Source organism: Pseudomonas baetica, assembly GCF_019733355.1.
GTDB lineage: Bacteria > Pseudomonadota > Gammaproteobacteria > Pseudomonadales > Pseudomonadaceae > Aquipseudomonas > Aquipseudomonas baetica_A.
The window spans coordinates 19,054-39,972 of sequence record NZ_JAIHLQ010000044.1 but is presented as its reverse complement, the minus strand read 5'-3'; the positions used below and the strand labels follow the sequence as shown (position 1 = coordinate 39,972).

The window sequence follows — 20,919 nt, the reverse complement described above, 5'->3', positions numbered from 1 at the left end:
ATCGTTTGAACATCGCGCCATCCTGTGGGAGCCTGGTTTGCCTGCGATCGCGTCCCGACGGACAACTACAATCCCCCAGCCAGCCCCGAAAAAAACAAGGAATGATTCCAGCACCGCGCAGTCGGAGTTCAGGTATCAGACATCTCAGGAGGTTCACCGATGAACAGCAAAACCCTAATCGCCAGCCTGGCCCTCGTCGCCGGCATCGCCGGGATCAGCCCACTCGTTCAAGCGGCGCAAACCTCAAGCGAACCCGCCGTGCAATCTCCGGTCAGTGACCGCGAGTTGAAGGTCAATGACCGCGCACCAGACGTTTATCAGCGCAGCGAGAAAGCCCTCGACTGGAAAGCCAAGGGCCTGAAAAAACCGGTCGACCAGGCCCAGTGGGTGCAGATCAATGACCAGTACGTCATGGTAATGATCACCAACGGGACCATTGTCGAGATGAAACCGGTTCCGCGTTAAACCCAGGATTCAAAAGCCCTGCGCCTTTAGACGCGCAGGGCTTTCCTCACCCAACCGATACTGATTATTCCCGCTGCGCTTGGCCTCATACATCGCCAGATCGGCAATGTGCAGCAACCGATCCATCGCCGTCGCATGATCGGGAAAAACCGCCACGCCAAGGCTGGTACCGATATGGCGCTGGTCGTTGCCGATGCTGATCGGTGGAGACAGTTCGATGAAGATCTTTTGGCAGATGCTGCGGGCTTCGTCCTGCAGGTTGATGCCGGGTGCGAGGTCTTGCAGGATCACTACGAACTCGTCGCCGCCGATGCGCGCGACGGTGTCGCTGGCGCGCAGGATGCGTTTCAGGCGAGTGGCGGTGGTGATCAGAACCCGGTCGCCGGCAGCGTGGCCGTACTGGTCGTTGATGGTTTTGAAACCGTTGAGGTCGACGAAGACCAGCGCCACCCGCGTGCAGCTCTGGCGCGCATGGTCCAGCGCTTCGCAGAGCCGTTCTTCAAGCACCAGCCGATTGGGCAGACCGGTCAACGGGTCGAAGTGGGCGAGGTGTTTGAGGTAACTGGCCGAGGCTTTTTCTTCGGTAATGTCGCGCACTACGCCCATCATTTTGATCATCGCGTCGTGTTCATTGCGCACCACATTGCCGGTTTCCCGTAGCCAGCGAATCGTGCCGTCAGGCCAGACCACGCGATATTCCTCGTCGTGGTTTTCACCGGTTTCCAGGCAACGCAGTTCGCCGGCGCGCACCCTGACGCGGTCGTCCGGATGCACGCAGGAACAGAACAACGCATAGGAAGGTGTCACTTCGCCGATGTTGAAACCGAACATGCCGTAGATCGCGTCTGACCAGTACAGCCGGTCAGTGTCGACTTCCCAATCCCATGTGCCGATCCGCGCGAAATACTGGCTGCGCTTGAAACGCTCGGCGTCGCCGTCCTGATGAATGTTCCGGCCTTCGGCGGCGCGCGTCAGCAGATCACGGTATTGGGCAAGCTGCTGGCGCAAACCACGCTCGCGCCAGATCAACAGGGCGATGACGGCAAGCATCACCGCGCCGATGGCAAGGCTGATCAATAGCTGAGTCATTTGGGCGCTGCCAGCATGGCAAGTCGATCCGGGAAGTAATGGCGGTTGGCTATGTTAAGGGTTCATCACTCGGTTCGGATACCACGTTGATCGTCGCTGACGGCTTGCCAATACCCGGCAATTCTGGGAAAACGGCGGCCAGTTGAACAATAGAGTGAATGTCATGAATGATGAACTGCAGGTCATCGATCTTCAGGTAGGCGAGGGCAAAGCCGCCGTCAAAGGCGCGCTGATCACTACCCAATACACCGGCTGGCTGGAAGACGGCACGGAGTTCGATTCGTCCCACACCCGGGGCAAACCTTTTCAGTGCGTGATCGGCACTGGCCGGGTGATCAAGGGTTGGGATCAAGGATTGATGGGCATGCAGGTCGGCGGCAAACGCAAACTGCTGGTGCCGGCGCATTTGGGGTACGGCGAGCGGACGATGGGCAAGATCCCGCCGCATTCGAATCTGGTGTTTGAGATCGAGTTGCTGGAGGTTTTGACGCGGGAGGATTGAGGCTCGCACCCGTCTGTTACTCCAGCAGTCATGTGCCGATGCTTTCGCGAGCAAGCTCACTCCCACAGGTTTGTAGGGTGTTCACAAAATCCGCAAACCCCACCGATTCCTGTGGCAGCGAGCTTGCGAAGAGCCCTTCAAGGCCATCTCAAGAAATCGCCTTGCTCCCACGCCCAAACCGCTCCCGATACACCGACGGCGGCACCCCGACCACGCCACGAAATGCCACGCGAAAGCTCTCCACCGACCGATAGCCACAGCGCTCGGCGATTTGCTCGTTCTGTTGATCGGTGCTTTCCAGCAACTCCCGTGCTCGGGCCAGACGTTCGTGCTGCAACCACGCCTTGGGCGACTGACCGTTGGCCTCGCTGAAGCGCCGCAAAAACGTGCGCTCACTCATCGCCGCTTCACTCGCCAGATCGCGCACTTCCAACGGCTCATGCAAACGCTCGCGTGCCCAATGCATAACACGCGAAAGATCGTTGCGTGGCGTCGCGCTCACCGGGGTTGGAATGAACTGCGCCTGCCCGCCGGTACGCTGCGGCGACATCACCAGGCGTCGCGCCACCGAGTTGGCGACTTGAGTGCCGCAGTCCCGCGCCACCAGGTGCAGGCAGGCGTCGATGCCGGCTGCGCTGCCTGCCGAGGTAATCAACTGGCCGGCGTCGACGTAGAGCACATCCGGATCAACCGCAATCGCCGGATAGCGTTGCGCTAATTCCGTGGTGTAGCGCCAATGGGTGGTGGCGCCGTGGCCGTCGAGCAGGCCGGTGGCTGCCAGGACAAATACCCCGGAACAAATCGACAACAAGCGAGCGCCACGCTCATGGGCTTGCCGTAACGCATCGATCAAGGCTGGAGGCACCGCCGCATTTCGGTCGCGCCAGCCGGGAATGATGATGGTGCGTGCCTCGGCGAGCAGTTCCAGACCACCGTCGGCCAACACCTGAATCCCGCCCATGGCGCGCATCGGCCCTTGATCGACCGCAGCAATCGCATGCTCGTACCAAGGAAAATCGAACTCCGGCCGGGCCAGGCCGAAGATCTCCACGGCGATGCCGAACTCGAAAGTGCAGAGGCCGTCGTAGGCCAGAATCGCGACCAGACCTGGTGATGTTGGCATTTGGCGGAAAATTCCCGATGAGTGTCTTGTCCGCCACTGTAGCGGCAGGCTGCGGCTCGATAAAGTCTGTTCATACCCGATCAGATGAAGGAGCAATACCCGATGCCCAGCCTTGTTCGCGAAATTCCTGCCGCTCCCTCGGCGATTGCCCTGATGCATTTCAGCAACCGTCTGACCTTCGAAACCGATTGTTCCGACGTATTCAGCAGCCAAGAGGCCGGTGAGGTCGACTTTGTATTGGTTGATGTGCGCGGACCGTTGGCTTTCGAGCGTGGCCATGTGCCGGGCGCGATCAATATGCCGGGGCGTTTGCTGACGGCTCAAGGGTTGGCGAGTTACTCGAAAAACACGCTGTTCGTGGTCTATTGCGCGGGACCACATTGCAACGGCGCCAACAAGGCAGCGGTGAAACTGGCGGCGCTGGGTTACCCGGTCAAGGAAATGATCGGCGGCGTGACCGGCTGGCTGGATGAGGGATTTTCGCTCAGTGATTCGTCTGTTGCCGCAGTGTCACTCGGTTGCGAATGCTGACGCTTTTCAAGATTTTTTGAACGAAAGCAGCGCTTGTCCTACAGCCTTTGCACCACGACGGCGCACCTGTTGACCCCGGTCAGCCGGTGCGCCGATCTTCTGTAAGTATTTGTCGCTTAAAAACAATTTGCCCTGTGCGCGCCGCCATAGACTGCCGGCCACTTCGGTTTTTTGCCGTTAACTGGCCATGACCGAACGTTGAATCGAAGCTGCCAATAAAAGCCTCCGCACACAGGAGTTATAAATGAAGAAGCTAGTGATGTTTGGTGCCTTGGCACTGTCGATGTTGTCCCTGACCGCTGTGGCCGAAGACGCCAAGCCGATCCGCATCGGTATCGAAGCCGGTTACCCGCCATTCTCGATGAAAACCCCTGACGGCAAACTCGCCGGCTTCGACGTGGATATCGGCGATGCGCTGTGTGAGCAGATGAAAGTCAAATGTACCTGGGTCGAGCAGGAATTCGACGGCCTGATCCCGGCGCTGAAAGTGAAGAAAATCGACGCGATCCTGTCCTCGATGACCATCACTGACGATCGCAAGAAAAACGTCGATTTCACCATCAAGTACTACCACACGCCTGCACGTTTCGTGATGAAGGAAGGTTCAGGTGTCAAAGACCCGCTGACCGAGCTCAAAGGCAAGAAAGTCGGCGTACTGCGTGCCAGTACCCACGACCGCTACGCCACCGAAGTGCTGGTCCCGGCCGGTATTGATCTGGTGCGCTACGGCTCGCAGCAGGAAGCCAACCTCGATATGGTCTCCGGTCGCCTCGACGCGATGCTGGCCGACTCGGTCAACCTGAGCGACGGTTTCCTGAAAACCGACGCCGGCAAAGGCTTCGAATTCGTCGGCCCGACCTATGAAGACGCCAAATACTTCGGCGGCGGCGCCGGTATTGCAGTGCGCAAGGGCGATACCGCGCTGGCTGAGCAATTCAACAAGGCCATCACCGAAATCCGCGCCAACGGCAAGTACAAGCAAGTGCAGGACAAGTACTTCGACTTTGACGTGTACGGCCATTAATACGCCGTAGAAAAAAGTGGCCCCGTTAACGCGGTGGCCACTTTTTTACGCTCTGATCAACACGAGAACGTTGTGGGAGCGGGCTTGCTCGCGAATACGGTTTGACATTCAACCGCTTCGTTGGCTGATACACCGTATTGGCGAGCAAGCCCGCTCCCACAGGGGATCTCAGTGATCCGTTATTCAGGAGTTACCCATGCAACGCATCGACCATGTTCTGCCCTGGAGCCACCTGGGCAGCGAACGTTCCCTCAGCGTGTTTCGTTACGGTGCCGGCACCCGCAAGGTTTACATCCAGGCCAGCCTGCACGCCGATGAACTGCCAGGCATGCGCACCGCGTGGGAGCTCAAACAACGCCTGAACGAACTCGAAGCCCAAGGCCGTTTGCAAGGTGTGGTTGAGCTGGTGCCGGTGGCCAACCCGATCGGCCTGGATCAACACCTGCAAGGCGCGCACATGGGCCGTTTCGAACTGGGCAGCGGCAAGAATTTCAACCGTGCCTTCGTCGAGCTCAGCGCCCCGGTGGCGGCGTTGATCGGTGATCAATTGGGCGCCGATGCTGACGCCAACATCGCGCTGATTCGCCAGGCCATGGGCCAGGTCTTCGATGACCTGCCGGCACCGGCCTCGCCACTGGAAGCGCTGCACCGGTTGTTGCTGCGCCATGCCTGTGATGCCGACATCACCCTCGACCTGCATTGCGATTTTGAAGCCTCGATTCACCTCTACGCGTTGCCGCAACACTGGCCGCGGTGGCAATCGCTGGCGGCGCGGTTGAAGGCTGGCGTGGCGTTGCTGTGTGAGGACTCCGGCGGCAGTTCGTTCGATGAGTCCTGCTCGACGCCCTGGTTGCGCCTGGCGCGGGCGTTCCCCAACGCGGCGATTCCACCGGCCAACCTCGCGACAACGCTGGAGTTGGGCAGCATGGGCGATACGCGCGTCGATCAGGCTCAGGCCAATTGCGAGGCCATTCTCGGGTTTCTCGCCGAACAAGGGTTCATCAGCGGCGAATGGCCGGCAACGCCGAAAGAGTGCTGTGAAGGCATGCCGTTCGAAGGCACCGAATACCTGTTCGCGCCGCACCACGGTGTGGTGAGTTTCCTGCGCAATGCGGGCGAGTGGGTAGAGAAGGGCGATGCGTTGTTTGAAGTGGTTGATCCGTTGCAGGATCGTGTGACCACGATCCACGCCGGCACCAGCGGGGTATTGTTTGCGATTGATCGCGGGCGCTATACCGAGCCGGGCATCTGGCAGGCGAAAGTGGCGGGGCGAGTGCCGTTTCGCACGGGCAAACTGACGAACGACTGACAGATTTTTGCTGTGTTCAAGGTCCTCTTCGCGAGCAAGCCCGCTCCCACGGGTTTTGTGAGTGGCACAGATTATTGTGCGAGCTGGCTTGCCAGTGAAGGCGACATCAGCAACCCCCCGTCATTTGGACCCTCGCTTCAGGGTGTTAGGCTCACCCCAAACCCTGCACCCCGTGAAGGAAAACTCATGTTGAAGGTGTTTGCTCTGTTGACCCTGCTGGCGTCCAGCGCTGTTCAGGCTCAAACCACTCTGCAAAGCGATCTGCCGCTCAAGTACATCGAACAAGTTCACCCAGACGCCGATCCGCGTCCGCTGGTGATATTCCTGCACGGCTACGGCAGTAACGAGGCCGATCTGATCGGCATGAAATTCCAGCTGCCGGCGCAGTACAACTACCTCTCCGTGCAGGCTCCGTTGGCGTTGGGTGAAGGGCGATTCCAGTGGTTTCGCAAAAAAGGCGAAGGCGCCTACAACGGCGAGACTGATGATCTGAAGGTCAGCGGTCAGAAGCTAAGGGATTTTGTCGCGCAAGCGGCGAAGAAATATCACACCACGCCGGACAAGGTGTACCTGATCGGTTTCAGTCAGGGCGCCATGATGACCTACGAGGTGGGACTGCGCCCACCCGTGGCCGTGGGCGGCATCGCGGCGTTGAGCGGGCGTTTATTGCCGGTGTTGAAAACCGAGCTCAAGCCTGAACAACAACCGCTGCCGCTGAGCATCTTCATCGGCCATGGCACCGCCGATGATCGCGTGCCGTATCGCGACGGCACTGCCGCCAACGAGCGGCTGCAGAAGCTCAAGTACACACCGCAGTTTCACGCTTATCCCGGGGTCGGCCACAGCATCAGCGCGGCCGAACTGCGGGATCTGAATGGCTGGTTGCAGCAGCTCAATCCTTGAGGATGGTTTTCACCAGCGCATCGTGACCTTGCTTGTCGCTGACCCGCGAGATCACCTGGACCAGTGCCATCTTCGTACCGGAACCGGCCATCAACGTGGTGTTGAGCGTCTGGCCGCCGCCCTGGGTGGCGGTGCTGTCGACCTGACGCAGGCCCAGACCAGTGCCTTTGCGGGTCAGGCTTTTTTCGCTGAGTTTGTTGAAGTCCGGCAAGGCTTTGCGCTGGGCGTCGATGAAGTCAGAGACGCTACCGTCGAGGAACTCGCTGTCGTTGTCCTTGACGTTGTTGCCTTCGGGAATCTGGTTTTCGGCGGCGATGACCACGGTTTTAGTCGCCTGGTTGGTGTACATGGTGCCCTTGGCGCCGGTCGGGCTAGCGGGTAGCGGGTCGGCAACGAAGCCTTTGGGCAGCACGAAGGTGAACTTGCCGCCCAGCATCGAGACCTTCTCGGTGGCGGCTTTTTCCTTGGGCTTGGCCGCCTGAGCGTTGATGGCGCCGAGACCGGCGACAGCCGCGACTAACAGGACGACGGCTTTTTTGCTCAGCAATGACATGGGAATCTCCGGTGAATGGTCGCGCGAGGCGGGCGATCATCCCACGGAGCATGCAGGGCATTCCAGCGCGATTCGTCTGACGGGTTATTGCGTCTGTTGCCTGGGGGCGGGGCGGGCCAGTAGCCGCTTGGTGACGCCCAGCATTGCCACCGACACCGCCACTCCCAAGGCAAATCCACCAAGGCCCAGGCTCGGCAATGTCAGTGCCGAGACCAGACAAAACGCCGAAAACGAATACATCCCCGTCGCGGTCGCCCGTAGCAGCGCGGCGGTAAATTCAGGGCCACGGGTTTGCTGGGAAAACACCGCCATCACACTGCCAAGCACCGGGAACACCGCAAGCAGGCCGCTCCAGCGTTCGCCGACGGTACTTGCGAGCATGGTCACCACCAGCGTCAGCGCAGCGCCGGCGAGCATCCGCCAGATCAATCTGTCCGACTTCGGAACCGGACTGCTGAGCGGCGGCTGCACGTTGGGAAACAGGTAGGGCGCCGCCAGTAGGGCAACCGCCGCCGCCAGCACCGAAAACGGCATTGATGCCGGAATCAGTGACAGTACCAGCGCCAGCAAGGCCCAGACCGTCAGGGAAATGCTCAACGCCCAAGGCCAGTTGGCCCGCTGCGCGACCTGCGCGTAGGTGATGCAGAACGCAATCATCGCGAACATCGCTGACAAAGCGGCCACCGCTGATTGCGCGGCAAACGGCGCGCCCTGTTCGATGGCGAGGAAAAACAGGATCGGCCCAACGACCACCGGCAACCCCGACAGCCACCCGGCCACGCTCGGCCCCCAGCGTTTACCCGCCAAAGATATCAGCAGCAGAAAACCGGGAATCAACAGCAACTTGAGGATCAGCACGCAGGTGTCTCCGTCCGGTGAGAGGCGGTCACGGTAGCATCGCTGTCAGTGGATTGCTGCACACGTGGGTATTTTTTGTATACAAAGTCTCGGAGGCATACAGGCTATGCTTCGTCTATCAGGGTTTGCCGGAGTCGATGACGTGATGAGCAGAACACAGAATGTCTGGCGTGGGTGCTGCGCCATCGGCTTGTGGGCCTTGCTGGTGGCACCTGCCTGGGCCAACTGGCAGGACGAAGTGCCTGGCGCCAAAATCATCGGCACCGGTGATTTCAGTGTGTTTGGATTCGACGTTTATAACGCGCGGCTGTGGAGCGCCGCGCAGCCTCTGGTGGACGGGCAGCCCTTTGCCCTGGAGCTGATCTACCTGCGCAAGATTTCTCGCGACGATCTGGTCGAGGCCAGTGTTGATGAGATCAAACGTCTGGCGGGTTCTTCCATCAGCCCGGCGCAACTGGCCGTCTGGCAGACGCAGATGCAGCAGGCGTTCGTCGACGTCCGCGCAGGCACCCGCATTACCGGGGTTTATTTGCCGGGGCAGGGGGCGCGGTTTTTTGTTGGCCAACAGTTGCAGCACGAAATCGACGACCCGCAGTTCGCCCGCGCATTTTTTGATATCTGGTTGAGTCCACGTACACGCAGTCCCGAATTGCGTCAGCAACTACTGGGTGTGGCCGGATCTTGAGCTTTCATCACAGGGGGCGAAACGTCTAAGCTGCGTCTTTCGACTTGTTTCTGGATGTGTGCGTGAAATTCAGCTTGCCCAAAATCGCCACCGCGCCGTTTTGCCCGCCGGAAGTGGCTGGCAGCGTTGCGGTAGATCCCAATGCCTCGTTTTTCAAGCGCGTGCTGCGCTTCGCCGGCCCTGGCTTGCTGGTGTCGATCGGCTATATGGATCCGGGCAACTGGGCGACGGCAATCGAAGCGGGTTCGCGGTTTGGCTACAGCCTGCTGTTTGTCGTGCTGCTGGCGAGTCTGGCAGGCATGGTCGTGCAATGCCTGTGTTCGCGTCTGGGCATCGCCACCGGCCGCGATCTGGCGCAATTGTCCCGCGAGCGCTACAGCACCCCGACGGCGCGGCTGCAATGGGTGTTGGCGGAGATCTCGATTATTGCCACTGACCTTGCCGAAGTCCTTGGTTGCGCGCTGGCGTTTCACTTGTTGCTTGGTTGTTCGCTGACTTTCGGTATCGCGCTGACAGCGTTCGATACGTTGCTGGTGTTGGCCCTGCAGAATCGCGGGTTCCGCCGCCTCGAAGCGATCATGCTGGTGTTGGTCACCACCATTGGCGTGTGTTTTTTCGTTGAATTGTTGCTGATCAAGCCGTACTGGCCGGACGTGGCTCAGGGCTTCAAACCGTCACTGGCCGCCATCAGCGACGCCGCGCCGTTGTACCTGGCAATCGGCATTCTTGGTGCCACCGTCATGCCGCATAACCTTTATTTGCACACGTCCATCGTGCAGACACGAATGATCGGTAAGGATCTGGCGAGCAAACAGGACGCGGTGAAACTTGCGCGCATCGACACCATCGGTTCGCTGGCGTTGGCGTTGTTGGTCAACGCGGCGATTCTGATCCTCGCGGCGGCCGCTTTTCACCAGTCCGGTCATACCGACGTAGTAGAGATTCAGGATGCCTATCACTTGCTGGACCCACTGGTTGGCGGCGCGCTGGCCAGCGTGCTGTTCGGTGTGGCGTTGCTCGCGTCTGGGCAGAGTTCGACCTTTACCGGCACCATCGCCGGCCAGGTGATCATGGAGGGATACCTGAATCTGCGGATTCCCTGCTGGCAACGGCGGCTGATCACTCGAGGACTGGCGCTGATTCCGGCGTTCATCGGTGTTTGGCTCATGGGTGACGGCGCAGTGGGCAAACTGCTGGTGCTCAGCCAGGTGGTGTTGAGCCTGCAACTGCCGTTTGCCTTGTATCCGCTGATTCGCATGACCAACGACAAGAAACTGATGGGGCCATTCGTGAACCGCTGGCCGACCCGTGTGCTGGCGTGGGGCTTGTTTGTGCTGATCAGCGGGGCCAATAGCTGGCTGATTTTGCAGTTGGCGGTCTGAGCGTCTGACTGAGTAATCAATTCGAACACCTTCGCGAGCAAGCCCGCCCATGCGATGTAGGGGGGCGTTTGAGGCTTGCCGTGAGGTCCATTCGTCTTCTCTTTCCACAACCACCTTGCCCCTGCCGATGCAATCGGTGAATATGCCCGTCATATAGGGGTAGGGGGTATAGGTATGTCGCACATCCACGAACACAAAGACGAACTGCTTAACCGCGTAAGGCGCATTGCCGGACAGGTTCAAGCGGTGGAGAAGGCGCTGGAAGGGGACGCCGACTGCGCCAAGACGTTGCACCTGGTGGCGGCGATTCGCGGCGCGGTCAATGGCTTGATGGAGCAATTTATCGAAGCCCACACCCGCGAACATGTGGCCCATCCTGATCTCAGCGACGAGGCGCGTGCCCAAGGCGCAGAAGACCTGTTGCAAGCCATCCGTCGCTACTCCAAATAGAGCGCCATATCATGACCCTGACCTCCAAGGCTGACCCGTTCAGCCACGATCACCAGTTTCTTGGCGCCTCCCACGACGACAATGCCCGTCGCACGTTATGGGTGGTGGTGCTGACCTTTGTGATGATGATTGGCGAAATCGCCGCAGGTTACATCACCGGTTCCATGGCGCTGTTGGCCGACGGTTTCCACATGGCGACCCATGCCGGCGCGTTGGGCATTGCGGCGGCGGCCTACGGTTTTGCCCGGCGTAATGCCAACAACCGCCGCTACAGTTTCGGTACCGGCAAGGTCGGTGACCTGGCAGGATTCGCCTCGGCCATGGTGCTCGGTCTGGTGTCACTGGCGATTGCCGGTGAGTCCATTGTGCGGCTGTTCCAGCCCACCAGCGTGGCATTTGGCGAGGCGACGGTGATTGCAGTGGTGGGGCTGGCGGTGAATCTGGTCAGCGCTTTTTTGCTGATGGGGCACCACGGTCATGACCATGGGCATCATCACGACCACGGTCACGATCATCATCACCATCACGACAACAACCTGCGTTCGGCTTACGTCCATGTGCTGGCCGACGCCCTGACGTCGGTGCTGGCGATTGCCGCGTTGCTGGCCGGGCGCTATCTCGGCTGGGTGTGGCTGGACCCGGCCATGGGTATTGTCGGCGCCATTGTCATCGCCAAATGGGCCTACAACCTGATGCGTGACAGCGCTGCCGTATTGCTCGACGCCACCGATGAGCCGGTGGCCGCCGAAATCCGGGAGTTGTTGGAAACCTCGGGCGATATGCGGATCAGCGATCTGCACGTCTGGCAGGTCGGCCCGCAGGCGCGGGCGGCGATTGTCAGCGTGGTGGCAAGTGCAGGTATCACCGCTGAGGCCGTTCGCGAACGGCTGGCGCCGGTGCATGAGCTATCGCACCTGACCATCGAATTGCACAGCGCCTAACGCTGTACCTCGCTGAACAGTGGAATGCGCCCGTTAAGAGAAGGGCGGTAGTGCCAGCTCAGGCGATCAAGATCGATGCCGAGATCGACGATTGCCTTGACCGTTGCGCTGGCAATCGTCATCGCCAGCGCTTGCCCCGGACACTGATGGCGACCGCTGCCAAAACTGAAACTGCGGCGGTTGGGGCGATCCAGTGCAAACCGGTCGGGGTTTTCATTGAGTGCAGGATCACGGTTGGCCGAGGCCAGTAGCAGCACAATCACCTCGCCCGCCTCAAGGCGAATCCCGTCGATGTCGCAGGAGGTCGCGACAAATCGCCGGGTGTTCTGCACCGCAGGGTCGAAGCGCTGCACTTCAGCCAGTAGCGCCTCAATGGAGGCTGTGCGTAGCGCTGGCGCTCGCCGCAAAGCCACCAGCGCATTGCCGATCAATCCTGCGCACGCTTCAAACGTCTGTGAACAGAGACCGATCAGGTTGGCGATCAGGGTTTGCTCGCTCCCCTCGAATCGCTGCGTGATGCCGGCAAGCAAAGTCGTTTGCTCCCGCGGGCCGGCGAGCAACTCAGTGAAATATCCGTGCAACTGCTGCGCCGCTGCGTGGGCGGCCGCCAGTTGCACGTCATTGCTCAACGGTGACAGGCACGCGACAAAATCCCCGGTCAACTCACTGATTGCCCGAGCCTGTGCGGGAGCGAACCCGAGCAACACCGCGACCACACAGACCGGCCCCCTGAACATGGCTTTGTGTACGCCATCGGCGTTCGCGCAGATCAGGCGTGCGTTCACCAACGCCTGAACTTCACCGCTGTTGATCAGCGTCAATGCCGGCTCGATGGCCGAACGTGGACAGCGCTGGTGTTCGTCCTCGTTCATCCGCATCAACTGGCCGAAGACTTTACCGGCCATGCCCTCGGCAATCGCTTTGGGCACCGGCTCGTGTGCCGGACGCACCCGACACTCGGCATGAGCCAGTACCGCACAAACTGCACGGGCTGTGCTGGCGACCCACAATTTCAGTTCGGGATGAAACATCAGCCCACCCTCGGCGCGCAGTGTTTCGTAATACGGGTAGGGGTCGGCATGAGTCGCAGCGATGATCGGGTCCATGTTTGTAGCCTTGTCGGAGGGGAAAGTGTTGCTACTATCTCCAGTCCGTAACGGCGATGATTCGTCGGGGAGCGAAATATGCACGCAGAACATCAAGACATCGGCGTCTCGCAAGTGGCCGCCGCCATCGCGGAACCGGCCCGGACGAAAATCCTCTGCGCGCTGATGGACGGTCACGCCCGCACCAGCACGGAGCTGGCGGCTATCGGCGAAGTCAGTGCGTCCACCGCCAGCGCGCACCTGAGCAAACTGAAGGATCTGGCGTTGGTGCGACTGCATGTGCAGGGCCGCCATCGTTATTACAGCCTCGCCGACAAACGCGTCGCCCGGGCGTTGGAAGCCCTGATGGTGATTGGCCAGAGCGCCGCGCCGACCTTCAAGCCGGACACGCCGGATCGCCTGCAATTTGCCCGCACCTGTTACGACCACATGGCCGGAACGTTGGCGGTGTTGCTGCATGACCGTTTGATCGATGCCGGGTGGCTGGTGGATACCGACGAGCAGGCGTATCGCTTGAGTGACAGTGGCGCGGCGTTATTTGCAGGGTTGGGTATTGAAGTGCAGAACTTGAATGCACTGCGCCGCAAGTTTGCCTGCCCGTGCCTGGACTGGAGCATGCGCCGGCCGCACTTGGGGGGTTCGCTGGGCGCTGCGCTGCTGCAAACAGCGTTGGAGCGCAAATGGGTGACGCAGGATCTGGACAGTCGGGCATTGGCGCTGACAGCAGCGGGGCACAGAGCGCTCAGTGCGCGATTCGGTATCGAGTTGGCGGCGCAAGCAAAGATCAAAAAATCGCAAGTCGCGGCAACGCCTGCAGATCACAGCGTTCCCCTTTAGCTGCCGTAGGCTGCGATCTTTTGATCTGTTTTTGCAGCTTGTGCCAATCCAATAGACTCGATACTGTATATGCAACCAGTAAAGAGCCTTCGCCATGCAAATCATCGACAAGCTCAGCATCCTCGCCGACGCCGCCAAGTACGACGCATCCTGCGCGAGCAGCGGTGCGCCCAAGCGCAGTTCCGAGGGCAAGAGCGGATTAGGCTCGACCGATGGCATGGGCATTTGCCACAGCTACACGCCGGACGGGCGCTGCGTCTCGCTGCTGAAGATTCTGCTGACCAATTTCTGTCTTTATGACTGCCAATACTGCGTCAACCGCCGTTCCAGCGACGTGCCGCGTGCCCGTTTCACGCCGGAAGAAGTCGTGGCGTTGACCCTGGATTTCTATCGGCGCAACTGTGTCAGCGGGCTGTTTCTCAGCTCCGGGATCATCCGTTCGGCGGACTACACCATGGAGCAACTGGTGCGGGTTGCGAAGCTTCTGCGTGAAGAGCACGAGTTTCGCGGTTACATCCACCTCAAGACCATTCCCGAAGCCGACCCGGCGCTGATCGAGGAGGCCGGACGTTACGCTGATCGCTTGAGCGTCAACATCGAGTTGCCCACCGATGCCAGCCTGCAAACCCTGGCGCCGGAGAAACAGATTGTCTCGATCAAACAGGCGATGCAGACCATCTACACCGGTGAGCAGACCGTGCGCAACGAACCACGCGCGCCTAAATTCGCGCCGGCCGGACAAAGCACCCAGATGATCGTCGGGGCCGATGACACCGACGACAGCACCATCCTCCACAGTGCGCAGGCGTTGTACGGCAACTTCCGGCTGCGCCGGGTTTACTATTCGGCGTTCAGTCCGATCCCCGACAGCCCGAAAAGCGTACCGCTTGCTGCGCCCCCCTTGATGCGTGAGCATCGGTTGTATCAGGCCGATTTTCTCTTGCGCAGCTATGGCTATAGCGCCGGTGAGCTGCTCAAGGGGCCGGGGAATCTGGCGCTGGATATCGATCCGAAACTGGCGTGGGCGTTGCAGAATCGCGAGGTGTTTCCGCTGGACCTCAATCGTGCTGAACCGGCCCTGATCGCCCGTATTCCCGGCATTGGCCTGCGCACCACCGAACGCCTGGTGGAGCTGCGCCGACAGCGGCGGATTCGCTACGAGGACGTGGCGCGCATGCGGTGCGTACTGGCCAAAGCCAAGCCGTTCATCATCACCAGCGATTACCATCCGCAGCAAGCCGAGGTCACCAGTCATATGCTGTATCAGCAATTGCGCGACCGGCCGATGCCGCAACAGATGGGGTTGTGGGGATGATCGATCTGGATTGCGATGACCTGTTCGACACCTGGCGGCAACAGGCTCGCTGGTTACTGAGCCATGAAATCGATCCGAGCCTGGTGAGCTGGGCCTCGGAAGGGGTGGGCGATCTGTTTGCCGGCGACCAGTCTGTGCCTAAAGGCCAAGGGCCGTTTCAGGCACGCATCCCGCGTACCTTGCTCGACACCCTGGAGCGTGCGGCCAGTTATCGGGGCGATCAGCGCTGGAGCCTGCTGTATGAAGTGTTGTGGCGCGTCAGTCATGGCGACCGCACGGCGATGATGGCGGGCGACAAACTGGGCAGTGAATTGCAGCGACGGATCAAGCAAGTACAGCGCGAAGCGCATCACCTCCATGCATTCGTGCGCTTCATCGAGCGACCGAAAGATCTGCCAGGGCCGCAATACGTGGCGTGGCATGAACCGGCCCACGACATCCTGCACCGCGCCAGTGAGCATTTCGTCGCACGCATGGGCCGCCATCGCTGGTTGATTGCCACACCCCGTGATGGGGTGTATTACGACGGCGAACAATTGATTCATCAGCGCCGGTGCCCCGTGGAGTGGCAGCAATTGGCGCAGAACGTCGATGATCCGCATGGCGATCTCTGGTTGACCTATTACAGCCACATCTTCAACCCGGCGCGGTTGAATCCAAAAGTCATGCAAGGGCATTTGCCGGTGCGCTTCTGGAAGAACCTGCCGGAGGGGGAGTTGATTCCCGGGCTTATTACTCAGGCGCGCATGGGCAAGCAACAGGATGGGCAAGCGAGCGGGATTGCTGGTCGGTCGGGTAAACGTATTGCGCATAAATAAAAGATCAAATAAAAAGCCCCCACGGATCACTCCGCGGGGGCTTTCGTACATCAGCGGTTAGATCAAACCTTGACGATCCAGCCCGCTGGCGCTTCGATGTCGCCGGTTTGCACGCCGGTCAGCTCTTTGTAGAGCTTCTGGGTCACCGGGCCGACTTCGGTTTCGCTGTGGAATACGTGCAGATGGTCGTTGTAGCTGATGCCACCGATCGGGGTGATCACGGCAGCAGTGCCGCAAGCGCCGGCTTCCTTGAAGTCGGAGAGCTTGTCGATCAGCACATCACCTTCAACCACTTCCAGGCCCAGACGCGATTTGGCCAGTTCGATCAGCGACAGACGAGTGATGCCCGGCAGTACCGATGGCGACTTCGGGGTCACGAATTTGTTGTCCTGGGTGATCCCGAAGAAGTTGGCCGAACCGACTTCCTCGATCTTGGTGTGGGTCATCGGATCCAGATAGATAGCGTCGGCGAAGTGGGCCTGCTTCGCTTTGGAACCGGGCATCAGGCTGGCCGCGTAGTTACCGCCGACCTTGGCTGCACCGGTGCCTTGTGGGGCGGCGCGGTCGTAGCTGGAAATCTGGAAGTTGTGCGGGGTCAGGCCGCCTTTGAAGTAGGCGCCAACGGGGATGCAGAAGATCGAGAAGATGAACTCGGGAGCAGTACGCACGCCGATGTTGTCACCCACACCGATCACGAACGGACGCAGGTACAGCGCGCCGCCAGTGCCGTACGGCGGGATGAAACGCTCGTTGGCGCGAACCACAGCCTTACAGGCTTCGATGAACTGCTCGGTTTCCACCATTGGCATCAGCAGACGCGCGCAGCTGCGTTGCATACGCAGGGCATTCTGGTCCGGGCGGAACAGGTTGATCGAACCGTCCTTGCAACGATAGGCCTTCATGCCTTCGAAGCACTGCTGGCCATAGTGAAGGGCCGTCGAGCCTTCGCTGATGTGCAGCACGTTATCTTCGGTCAGGGTGCCTTTGTCCCACTCGCCATCGCGAAAGTACGACAGATAGCGTTTGTCGGTCTTGATGTAGTCAAAACCCAGCTTGTCCCAATTGATGCTTTCGTTACCCATGACACCCTCTATCACTGAACAACCGTCGAAACGGTTCAAGGCTTCTGACGTTTTTTGGATGGGCACAACAATACTTCATTCTTGAGCGGTTTCGCAGCCCGGACTATCGGATGACAGACAGATAAATCGTGTTGGCCTCAAGAATTCGCCACCAAGCCCGCACACATTTGAAATGCATTCCCCCAGTGGGAGCGGGCTTGCTCGCGAAGAGGCCATCACTGCCACCCTCCTTTACAGATGCAACGCATGTCCAAGGGCACGCAACGCCGCTTCCTGCACCGCTTCACCCAGTGTCGGATGCGCGTGAATCGTGCCACCAATGTCTTCCAGGCGCGCGCCCATTTCCAGGCTCTGCGCAAACGCAGTCGACAATTCGGAAACGCCGACACCCACCGCCTGCCAGCCGACAATTACATGATTGTCCCGACGAGCGACCACCCGCACAAAGCCGCTTTTCGACTCCAGAGTCATCGCCCGGCCATTGGCGGCGAACGGGAAGCTGGCAACGATGCAGTCCAGCCCGGCTGTCTTGGCCTCGTCCGGCGTCTTGCCGACCACCACCAGTTCCGGGTCGGTGAAGCACACGGCAGCGATGGCGGTCGGGTTGAATTCGCGGGTTTTGCCGCTGATCAGCTCGGCGACCATTTCGCCTTGAGCCATGGCGCGGTGAGCCAGCATTGGCTCGCCGCTCAGGTCCCCGATGGCGTAGACGTTGCGCATGCTGGTCTGGCAGCGGCTGTCGATCTTGATCGCCGAGCCGTTCATCTGCAGATTCAGCGCTTCGAGGTTCCAGCCCTGAGTGTTGGGTTTGCGACCGACTGCGACCAGCACCTGATCGGTTTCCAGATTCAGGGTGTCGCCGTTCGGATCACGCACCTGCAAAGTGCCGTCGAAACCCAGAACACTGTGCTTGAGATACAGTTTTACGCCCAGTTGCTTCAGCGCTTCGTGCACCGGTTGCGTCAGTTCGGCGTCGTAGGCCGGCAGGATGCGATCCTGTGCTTCGACCACACTGACCTCGGCACCGAGCTTGCGATAAGCAATACCCAACTCCAGACCGATGTAACCGCCACCGACCACCACCAAACGCTTGGGCACTGACTTTGGCGCCAGTGCTTCGGTGGAGGAAATGATCGGACCGCCAATGGGCAGGATCGGCAAGTTAACGCTGGTGGAACCGGTGGCGAGCACCAAGTGTTCGCACTGGATGCGAGTGCCAGCCACTTCGACGGTTTTGCCGTCGATGACGTCGGCCCAGCCTTGGATGACTTGAACCTTGTTCTTTTTCAGCAGGGCGGCGACGCCTGTGGTCAGGCGATCAACAATGCCATCCTTCCACTCGACGCTCTTGTTAATGTCCAGCGTCGGTGCCGAAACGCTGATGCCCAGCGCCGAATGCTGATGGTGATGCTGAGTCTGATGAAACTGCTCAGCCACATGGATCAGTGCCTTCGACGGAATGCAGCCGATGTTCAGGCAGGTGCCGCCCAGCGATTGGCCTTCGACCAGTATCGTCGCTATACCCAGTTGTCCGGCGCGAATCGCCGTCACATAACCGCCGGGGCCGCCGCCGATGATCAGCAGCGTGGTGTTCAAAGTTTGCATGCGCGCCTTACTCCACAAACAAAGTGGCGGGTTGTTCGAGCAAGCCACGGATGGCCTGGATGAAGAGCGCCGCGTCCATGCCATCGACCACACGGTGATCGAAGGAGCTGGAGAGGTTCATCATCTTGCGGATCACCACCTGGCCTTTGACGACCATTGGCCGCTCGACGATTTTGTTGACGCCGACGATTGCCACTTCCGGCAGGTTCAGCACCGGCGTGCTGACGATGCCACCCAGCGCCCCGAGGCTGGTCAGGGTGATGGTCGAACCTGACAGTTCATCACGGCTGGCCTTGCCATGGCGTGCCGCGTTGGCCAGGCGCGAAATTTCAGCGGCGCTGTCCCACAGGCTGCGCGCCTCGGCGTGACGCACCACCGGCACCATCAGGCCGACATCGCTTTGCGTGGCGACGCCGACATGCACTGCGCCGAGGCGGTTGATGACCTGGGCTTCGTCATCGTAACGGGCGTTCATCTGCGGGAAGTCGCGCAGGGCAACCACCAGAGCGCGTACCAGAAATGGCAGCAAGGTCAACTTGCCACGGTTCGCCCCGTGCTTTTCATTCAGATGCACGCGCAGTTCTTCGATCGCGGTGACGTCGATTTCTTCGACATAGCTGAAGTGCGCGGCACGCTGAGTGGCGTCCTGCATGCGCTGGGCGATCTTGCGGCGCATGCCGATCACTTGAATCTGCTCTTCGTCGTGACGCTGGGCGTAGGCCGCCGATGCAGGCGCCGAGGCGTTGGATTGACCTTGCGCCAGATAGGCTTCGAGGTCGTCGTGCAAGACGCGGCCGGCCGGGCCAGTGCCGCGTACCAGACGCAATTGAATACCCAGATCCAGTGCATGTTTACGCACGGCCGGTGAGGCCAGCGGGCGTTCATCGGCCTCACGGGCGACCATCGGGCCTTGGCAGGCAGGGGCTGGACGCGCTGCGGCGGCGGATTTGTTTTCAACGGGAGTTTCGGCTTTCGCAGGTACGGCAACCGCTGCCTCTTTGACGGGGGCAGGGGGTGCGGACTCTTTCAAGTTACCCGCGCCTTCCACTTCAATGCTGATCAGCACACTGCCGACTGCCATCACTTCGCCCGGCTGACCGCCGAGCGCAATGACCTTACCGTGTACCGGCGACGGAATATCGACCATCGCCTTGTCGGTCATCACATCGGCCAGCACCTGATCTTCAACGACCAGATCGCCCACCTTGACGTGCCATTGCGACAGTTCTACTTCTGCGATGCCTTCGCCGATGTCCGGCATCTTGATAACGTGCGTGCCCATTCAGACCTCCATGACCCGTTTCAGCGCCGCACCCACTCGGGACGGCCCAGGGAAATACGCCCACTCTTGCGCGTGCGGGTAGGGGGTGTCCCAACCGGTGACGCGTTCGATTGGCGCTTCCAGGTGATGGAAGCAATGCTCTTGCACCAGCGACACCAGCTCGGCGCCGAAACCGCAGGTGCGGGTGGCTTCGTGGACCACCACGCAGCGCCCGGTTTTCTTCACCGACTTGACGATGGTTTCCAGATCCAGCGGCCACAGGCTGCGCAGGTCGATGACTTCGGCGTCGACACCGCTCTCTTCAGCGGCGACTTGCGACACATAAACGGTGGTGCCGTAGGTCAGCACGGTCACATCCTTGCCCGGACGGGTGATCGCGGCGACGTCCAGCGGCACGGTGTAGTAGCCGTCCGGCACTTGTGCGGCGGGATGTTTTGACCACGGCGTGACCGGGCGGTCGTGGTGCCCATCGAACGGGCCGTTGTACAGGCGCTTTGGCTCAAGAAAGATCACCGGGTCATCGTTTTCGATGGAGGCGATCAGCAGGCCCTTGGCGTCATACGGGTTGGATGGCATGACGGTGCGCAGGCCGCAGACTTGAGTGAACATCGCCTCGATGCTCTGGCTGTGGGTCTGGCCGCCGTAGATGCCGCCACCGCAAGGCATGCGCAGGGTCATCGGTGCGGTGAACTCGCCAGCCGAGCGGTAACGCAGGCGCGCCGCTTCGGAAATGATCTGGTCGGAAGCCGGGTAGACATAGTCGGCGAACTGGATCTCGGCCACCGGGCGCAGACCGTAAGCGCCCATGCCGACGGCGACGCCGACGATGCCGCTTTCGGAGATCGGCGCGTCGAATACTCGCGAGGTGCCGTACTTGGTTTGCAAGCCTTCGGTGCAACGGAACACACCACCGAAATAGCCGACGTCCTGACCGAACACGACGACGTTGTCATCACGCTCAAGCATCACATCCATGGCCGAGCGCAGGGCCTGGATCATGGTCATGGTGGTCGTGGTCATGGCGGTTTCCAACTGAATATTGTTGTTGTGATCGTTCAT

General features: G+C 60.2%; 22 protein-coding genes. 13 read left to right on the top strand and 9 right to left on the bottom strand.

Translation table 11 applies throughout. The features are described 5' to 3' along the window. Positions 1–159 precede the first annotated feature (159 nt). Positions 160–465, top strand: coding sequence for an RcnB family protein (locus tag K5E40_RS28795; RefSeq protein WP_221733632.1), 306 nt, complete (start codon positions 160–162; stop codon positions 463–465). Positions 466–474: 9 nt separating this feature from the next. Here K5E40_RS28795 and K5E40_RS28790 read toward each other — a convergent pair whose 3' ends face one another. Continuing rightward, on the bottom strand, positions 475–1,554 hold the full coding sequence (locus tag K5E40_RS28790) for a sensor domain-containing diguanylate cyclase (RefSeq protein WP_221733631.1): 1,080 nt from the start codon (positions 1,552–1,554) through the stop codon (positions 475–477). Between the two features lie 163 nt (positions 1,555–1,717). Here K5E40_RS28790 and K5E40_RS28785 point away from each other — a divergent pair, with 163 nt between their 5' ends. Continuing rightward, a complete protein-coding gene (locus K5E40_RS28785) occupies positions 1,718–2,056 on the top strand; it encodes an FKBP-type peptidyl-prolyl cis-trans isomerase (protein ID WP_221733630.1) in 339 nt (112 codons plus the stop codon). Between the two features lie 148 nt (positions 2,057–2,204). On the opposite strand, the gene ftrA is transcribed toward K5E40_RS28785, so the two are convergent. Continuing rightward, positions 2,205–3,179, bottom strand: coding sequence for a transcriptional regulator FtrA (ftrA, locus tag K5E40_RS28780; RefSeq protein ID WP_221733629.1), 975 nt, complete (start codon positions 3,177–3,179; stop codon positions 2,205–2,207). Positions 3,180–3,281: 102 nt separating this feature from the next. Between ftrA and K5E40_RS28775 the strand changes: the two genes are divergently transcribed. From K5E40_RS28775 to K5E40_RS28760, 4 genes are all read left to right on the top strand, one after another. Continuing rightward, positions 3,282–3,710, top strand: coding sequence for a rhodanese-like domain-containing protein (locus K5E40_RS28775; protein ID WP_221733628.1), 429 nt, complete (start codon positions 3,282–3,284; stop codon positions 3,708–3,710). A 244-nt stretch (positions 3,711–3,954) separates the two neighbouring features. Beyond that, positions 3,955–4,734: an ABC transporter substrate-binding protein gene (locus K5E40_RS28770; protein ID WP_221733627.1), complete on the top strand. Its 780-nt coding sequence runs from the start codon at positions 3,955–3,957 to the stop codon at positions 4,732–4,734. A 196-nt stretch (positions 4,735–4,930) separates the two neighbouring features. Next, a complete protein-coding gene (locus K5E40_RS28765; protein WP_221733626.1) occupies positions 4,931–6,043 on the top strand; it encodes a succinylglutamate desuccinylase/aspartoacylase family protein in 1,113 nt (370 codons plus the stop codon). A 186-nt stretch (positions 6,044–6,229) separates the two neighbouring features. Then, entirely contained in the window at positions 6,230–6,946 is a 717-nt protein-coding gene (locus K5E40_RS28760) for an alpha/beta hydrolase (RefSeq protein WP_221733625.1), read from the top strand. On the opposite strand, the gene K5E40_RS28755 is transcribed toward K5E40_RS28760, so the two are convergent. Both K5E40_RS28755 and K5E40_RS28750 read right to left on the bottom strand, forming a co-directional pair. Continuing rightward, on the bottom strand, positions 6,936–7,499 hold the full coding sequence (locus tag K5E40_RS28755) for a hypothetical protein (protein WP_221733624.1): 564 nt from the start codon (positions 7,497–7,499) through the stop codon (positions 6,936–6,938). The genes K5E40_RS28760 and K5E40_RS28755 overlap by 11 nt on opposite strands. Before the next feature lie 84 nt (positions 7,500–7,583). Continuing rightward, positions 7,584–8,357 carry a hypothetical protein gene (locus K5E40_RS28750; RefSeq protein WP_221733623.1) on the bottom strand — a complete coding sequence of 258 codons (774 nt, stop codon included), beginning with the start codon at positions 8,355–8,357 and terminating at the stop codon, positions 7,584–7,586. Between the two features lie 145 nt (positions 8,358–8,502). Here K5E40_RS28750 and K5E40_RS28745 point away from each other — a divergent pair, with 145 nt between their 5' ends. From K5E40_RS28745 to dmeF, 4 genes are all read left to right on the top strand, one after another. After that, positions 8,503–9,042 carry a chalcone isomerase family protein gene (locus K5E40_RS28745; RefSeq protein WP_221733622.1) on the top strand — a complete coding sequence of 180 codons (540 nt, stop codon included), beginning with the start codon at positions 8,503–8,505 and terminating at the stop codon, positions 9,040–9,042. 113 nt (positions 9,043–9,155) lie between these two features. Beyond that, positions 9,156–10,424: an Nramp family divalent metal transporter gene (locus K5E40_RS28740; protein WP_409339153.1), complete on the top strand. Its 1,269-nt coding sequence runs from the start codon at positions 9,156–9,158 to the stop codon at positions 10,422–10,424. Between the two features lie 174 nt (positions 10,425–10,598). Further along, positions 10,599–10,874, top strand: a complete 276-nt coding sequence (locus K5E40_RS28735) for a metal/formaldehyde-sensitive transcriptional repressor (protein WP_042559693.1) — start codon at positions 10,599–10,601, stop codon at positions 10,872–10,874. Positions 10,875–10,885: 11 nt separating this feature from the next. After that, positions 10,886–11,815, top strand: a complete 930-nt coding sequence (gene dmeF / locus K5E40_RS28730) for a CDF family Co(II)/Ni(II) efflux transporter DmeF (protein WP_221733620.1) — start codon at positions 10,886–10,888, stop codon at positions 11,813–11,815. Here the strand turns inward: dmeF and K5E40_RS28725 are convergent. Next, the gene (locus K5E40_RS28725) at positions 11,812–12,921 is read right to left on the bottom strand and encodes a cytochrome P450 (RefSeq protein WP_221733619.1); all 1,110 of its coding nucleotides are present in this window, start codon (positions 12,919–12,921) and stop codon (positions 11,812–11,814) included. The genes dmeF and K5E40_RS28725 overlap by 4 nt on opposite strands. Before the next feature lie 78 nt (positions 12,922–12,999). On the opposite strand from K5E40_RS28725, the gene K5E40_RS28720 reads away from it, so the two are divergent. The 3 genes from K5E40_RS28720 (at position 13,000) to K5E40_RS28710 (ending at position 15,891) form a co-directional block, all read left to right on the top strand. Continuing rightward, positions 13,000–13,758, top strand: coding sequence for a helix-turn-helix transcriptional regulator (locus K5E40_RS28720; protein WP_221733618.1), 759 nt, complete (start codon positions 13,000–13,002; stop codon positions 13,756–13,758). Between the two features lie 94 nt (positions 13,759–13,852). Then, positions 13,853–15,073, top strand: coding sequence for a putative DNA modification/repair radical SAM protein (locus K5E40_RS28715; RefSeq protein ID WP_221733617.1), 1,221 nt, complete (start codon positions 13,853–13,855; stop codon positions 15,071–15,073). Further along, on the top strand, positions 15,070–15,891 hold the full coding sequence (locus tag K5E40_RS28710) for a TIGR03915 family putative DNA repair protein (RefSeq protein ID WP_221733616.1): 822 nt from the start codon (positions 15,070–15,072) through the stop codon (positions 15,889–15,891). Before K5E40_RS28715 ends, K5E40_RS28710 begins: the two co-directional genes overlap by 4 nt. A 62-nt stretch (positions 15,892–15,953) precedes the next feature. On the opposite strand, the gene K5E40_RS28705 is transcribed toward K5E40_RS28710, so the two are convergent. The 4 genes from K5E40_RS28705 to K5E40_RS28690 all read right to left on the bottom strand — a co-directional run bounded on the left by K5E40_RS28705 (position 15,954) and on the right by K5E40_RS28690 (position 20,919). Continuing rightward, positions 15,954–16,973 carry a branched-chain amino acid aminotransferase gene (locus K5E40_RS28705; RefSeq protein WP_221733615.1) on the bottom strand — a complete coding sequence of 340 codons (1,020 nt, stop codon included), beginning with the start codon at positions 16,971–16,973 and terminating at the stop codon, positions 15,954–15,956. 231 nt (positions 16,974–17,204) lie between these two features. Further along, positions 17,205–18,578, bottom strand: a complete 1,374-nt coding sequence (gene lpdA, locus K5E40_RS28700) for a dihydrolipoyl dehydrogenase (RefSeq protein WP_221733614.1) — start codon at positions 18,576–18,578, stop codon at positions 17,205–17,207. A gap of 7 nt (positions 18,579–18,585) precedes the next feature. Next, positions 18,586–19,860 carry a dihydrolipoamide acetyltransferase family protein gene (locus K5E40_RS28695; RefSeq protein ID WP_221733613.1) on the bottom strand — a complete coding sequence of 425 codons (1,275 nt, stop codon included), beginning with the start codon at positions 19,858–19,860 and terminating at the stop codon, positions 18,586–18,588. Further along, entirely contained in the window at positions 19,861–20,919 is a 1,059-nt protein-coding gene (locus tag K5E40_RS28690) for an alpha-ketoacid dehydrogenase subunit beta (protein WP_007952909.1), read from the bottom strand.

Coding starts and splice junctions, on each gene's coding strand:
- K5E40_RS28725 (WP_221733619.1), bottom strand. CDS start 12,921: ATGGACCCGATCATCGCTGCGACTCATGCCGACCCCTACCCGTATTAC.
- K5E40_RS28715 (WP_221733617.1), top strand. CDS start 13,853: ATGCAAATCATCGACAAGCTCAGCATCCTCGCCGACGCCGCCAAGTAC.
- K5E40_RS28795 (WP_221733632.1), top strand. CDS start 160: ATGAACAGCAAAACCCTAATCGCCAGCCTGGCCCTCGTCGCCGGCATC.
- K5E40_RS28765 (WP_221733626.1), top strand. CDS start 4,931: ATGCAACGCATCGACCATGTTCTGCCCTGGAGCCACCTGGGCAGCGAA.
- K5E40_RS28775 (WP_221733628.1), top strand. CDS start 3,282: ATGCCCAGCCTTGTTCGCGAAATTCCTGCCGCTCCCTCGGCGATTGCC.
- K5E40_RS28690 (WP_007952909.1), bottom strand. CDS start 20,919: ATGAACGATCACAACAACAATATTCAGTTGGAAACCGCCATGACCACG.
- K5E40_RS28745 (WP_221733622.1), top strand. CDS start 8,503: ATGAGCAGAACACAGAATGTCTGGCGTGGGTGCTGCGCCATCGGCTTG.
- K5E40_RS28705 (WP_221733615.1), bottom strand. CDS start 16,973: ATGGGTAACGAAAGCATCAATTGGGACAAGCTGGGTTTTGACTACATC.
- ftrA (WP_221733629.1), bottom strand. CDS start 3,179: ATGCCAACATCACCAGGTCTGGTCGCGATTCTGGCCTACGACGGCCTC.
- K5E40_RS28755 (WP_221733624.1), bottom strand. CDS start 7,499: ATGTCATTGCTGAGCAAAAAAGCCGTCGTCCTGTTAGTCGCGGCTGTC.
- K5E40_RS28770 (WP_221733627.1), top strand. CDS start 3,955: ATGAAGAAGCTAGTGATGTTTGGTGCCTTGGCACTGTCGATGTTGTCC.
- K5E40_RS28760 (WP_221733625.1), top strand. CDS start 6,230: ATGTTGAAGGTGTTTGCTCTGTTGACCCTGCTGGCGTCCAGCGCTGTT.
- K5E40_RS28790 (WP_221733631.1), bottom strand. CDS start 1,554: ATGACTCAGCTATTGATCAGCCTTGCCATCGGCGCGGTGATGCTTGCC.
- K5E40_RS28710 (WP_221733616.1), top strand. CDS start 15,070: ATGATCGATCTGGATTGCGATGACCTGTTCGACACCTGGCGGCAACAG.
- lpdA (WP_221733614.1), bottom strand. CDS start 18,578: ATGCAAACTTTGAACACCACGCTGCTGATCATCGGCGGCGGCCCCGGC.
- dmeF (WP_221733620.1), top strand. CDS start 10,886: ATGACCCTGACCTCCAAGGCTGACCCGTTCAGCCACGATCACCAGTTT.
- K5E40_RS28720 (WP_221733618.1), top strand. CDS start 13,000: ATGCACGCAGAACATCAAGACATCGGCGTCTCGCAAGTGGCCGCCGCC.
- K5E40_RS28695 (WP_221733613.1), bottom strand. CDS start 19,860: ATGGGCACGCACGTTATCAAGATGCCGGACATCGGCGAAGGCATCGCA.
- K5E40_RS28735 (WP_042559693.1), top strand. CDS start 10,599: ATGTCGCACATCCACGAACACAAAGACGAACTGCTTAACCGCGTAAGG.
- K5E40_RS28785 (WP_221733630.1), top strand. CDS start 1,718: ATGAATGATGAACTGCAGGTCATCGATCTTCAGGTAGGCGAGGGCAAA.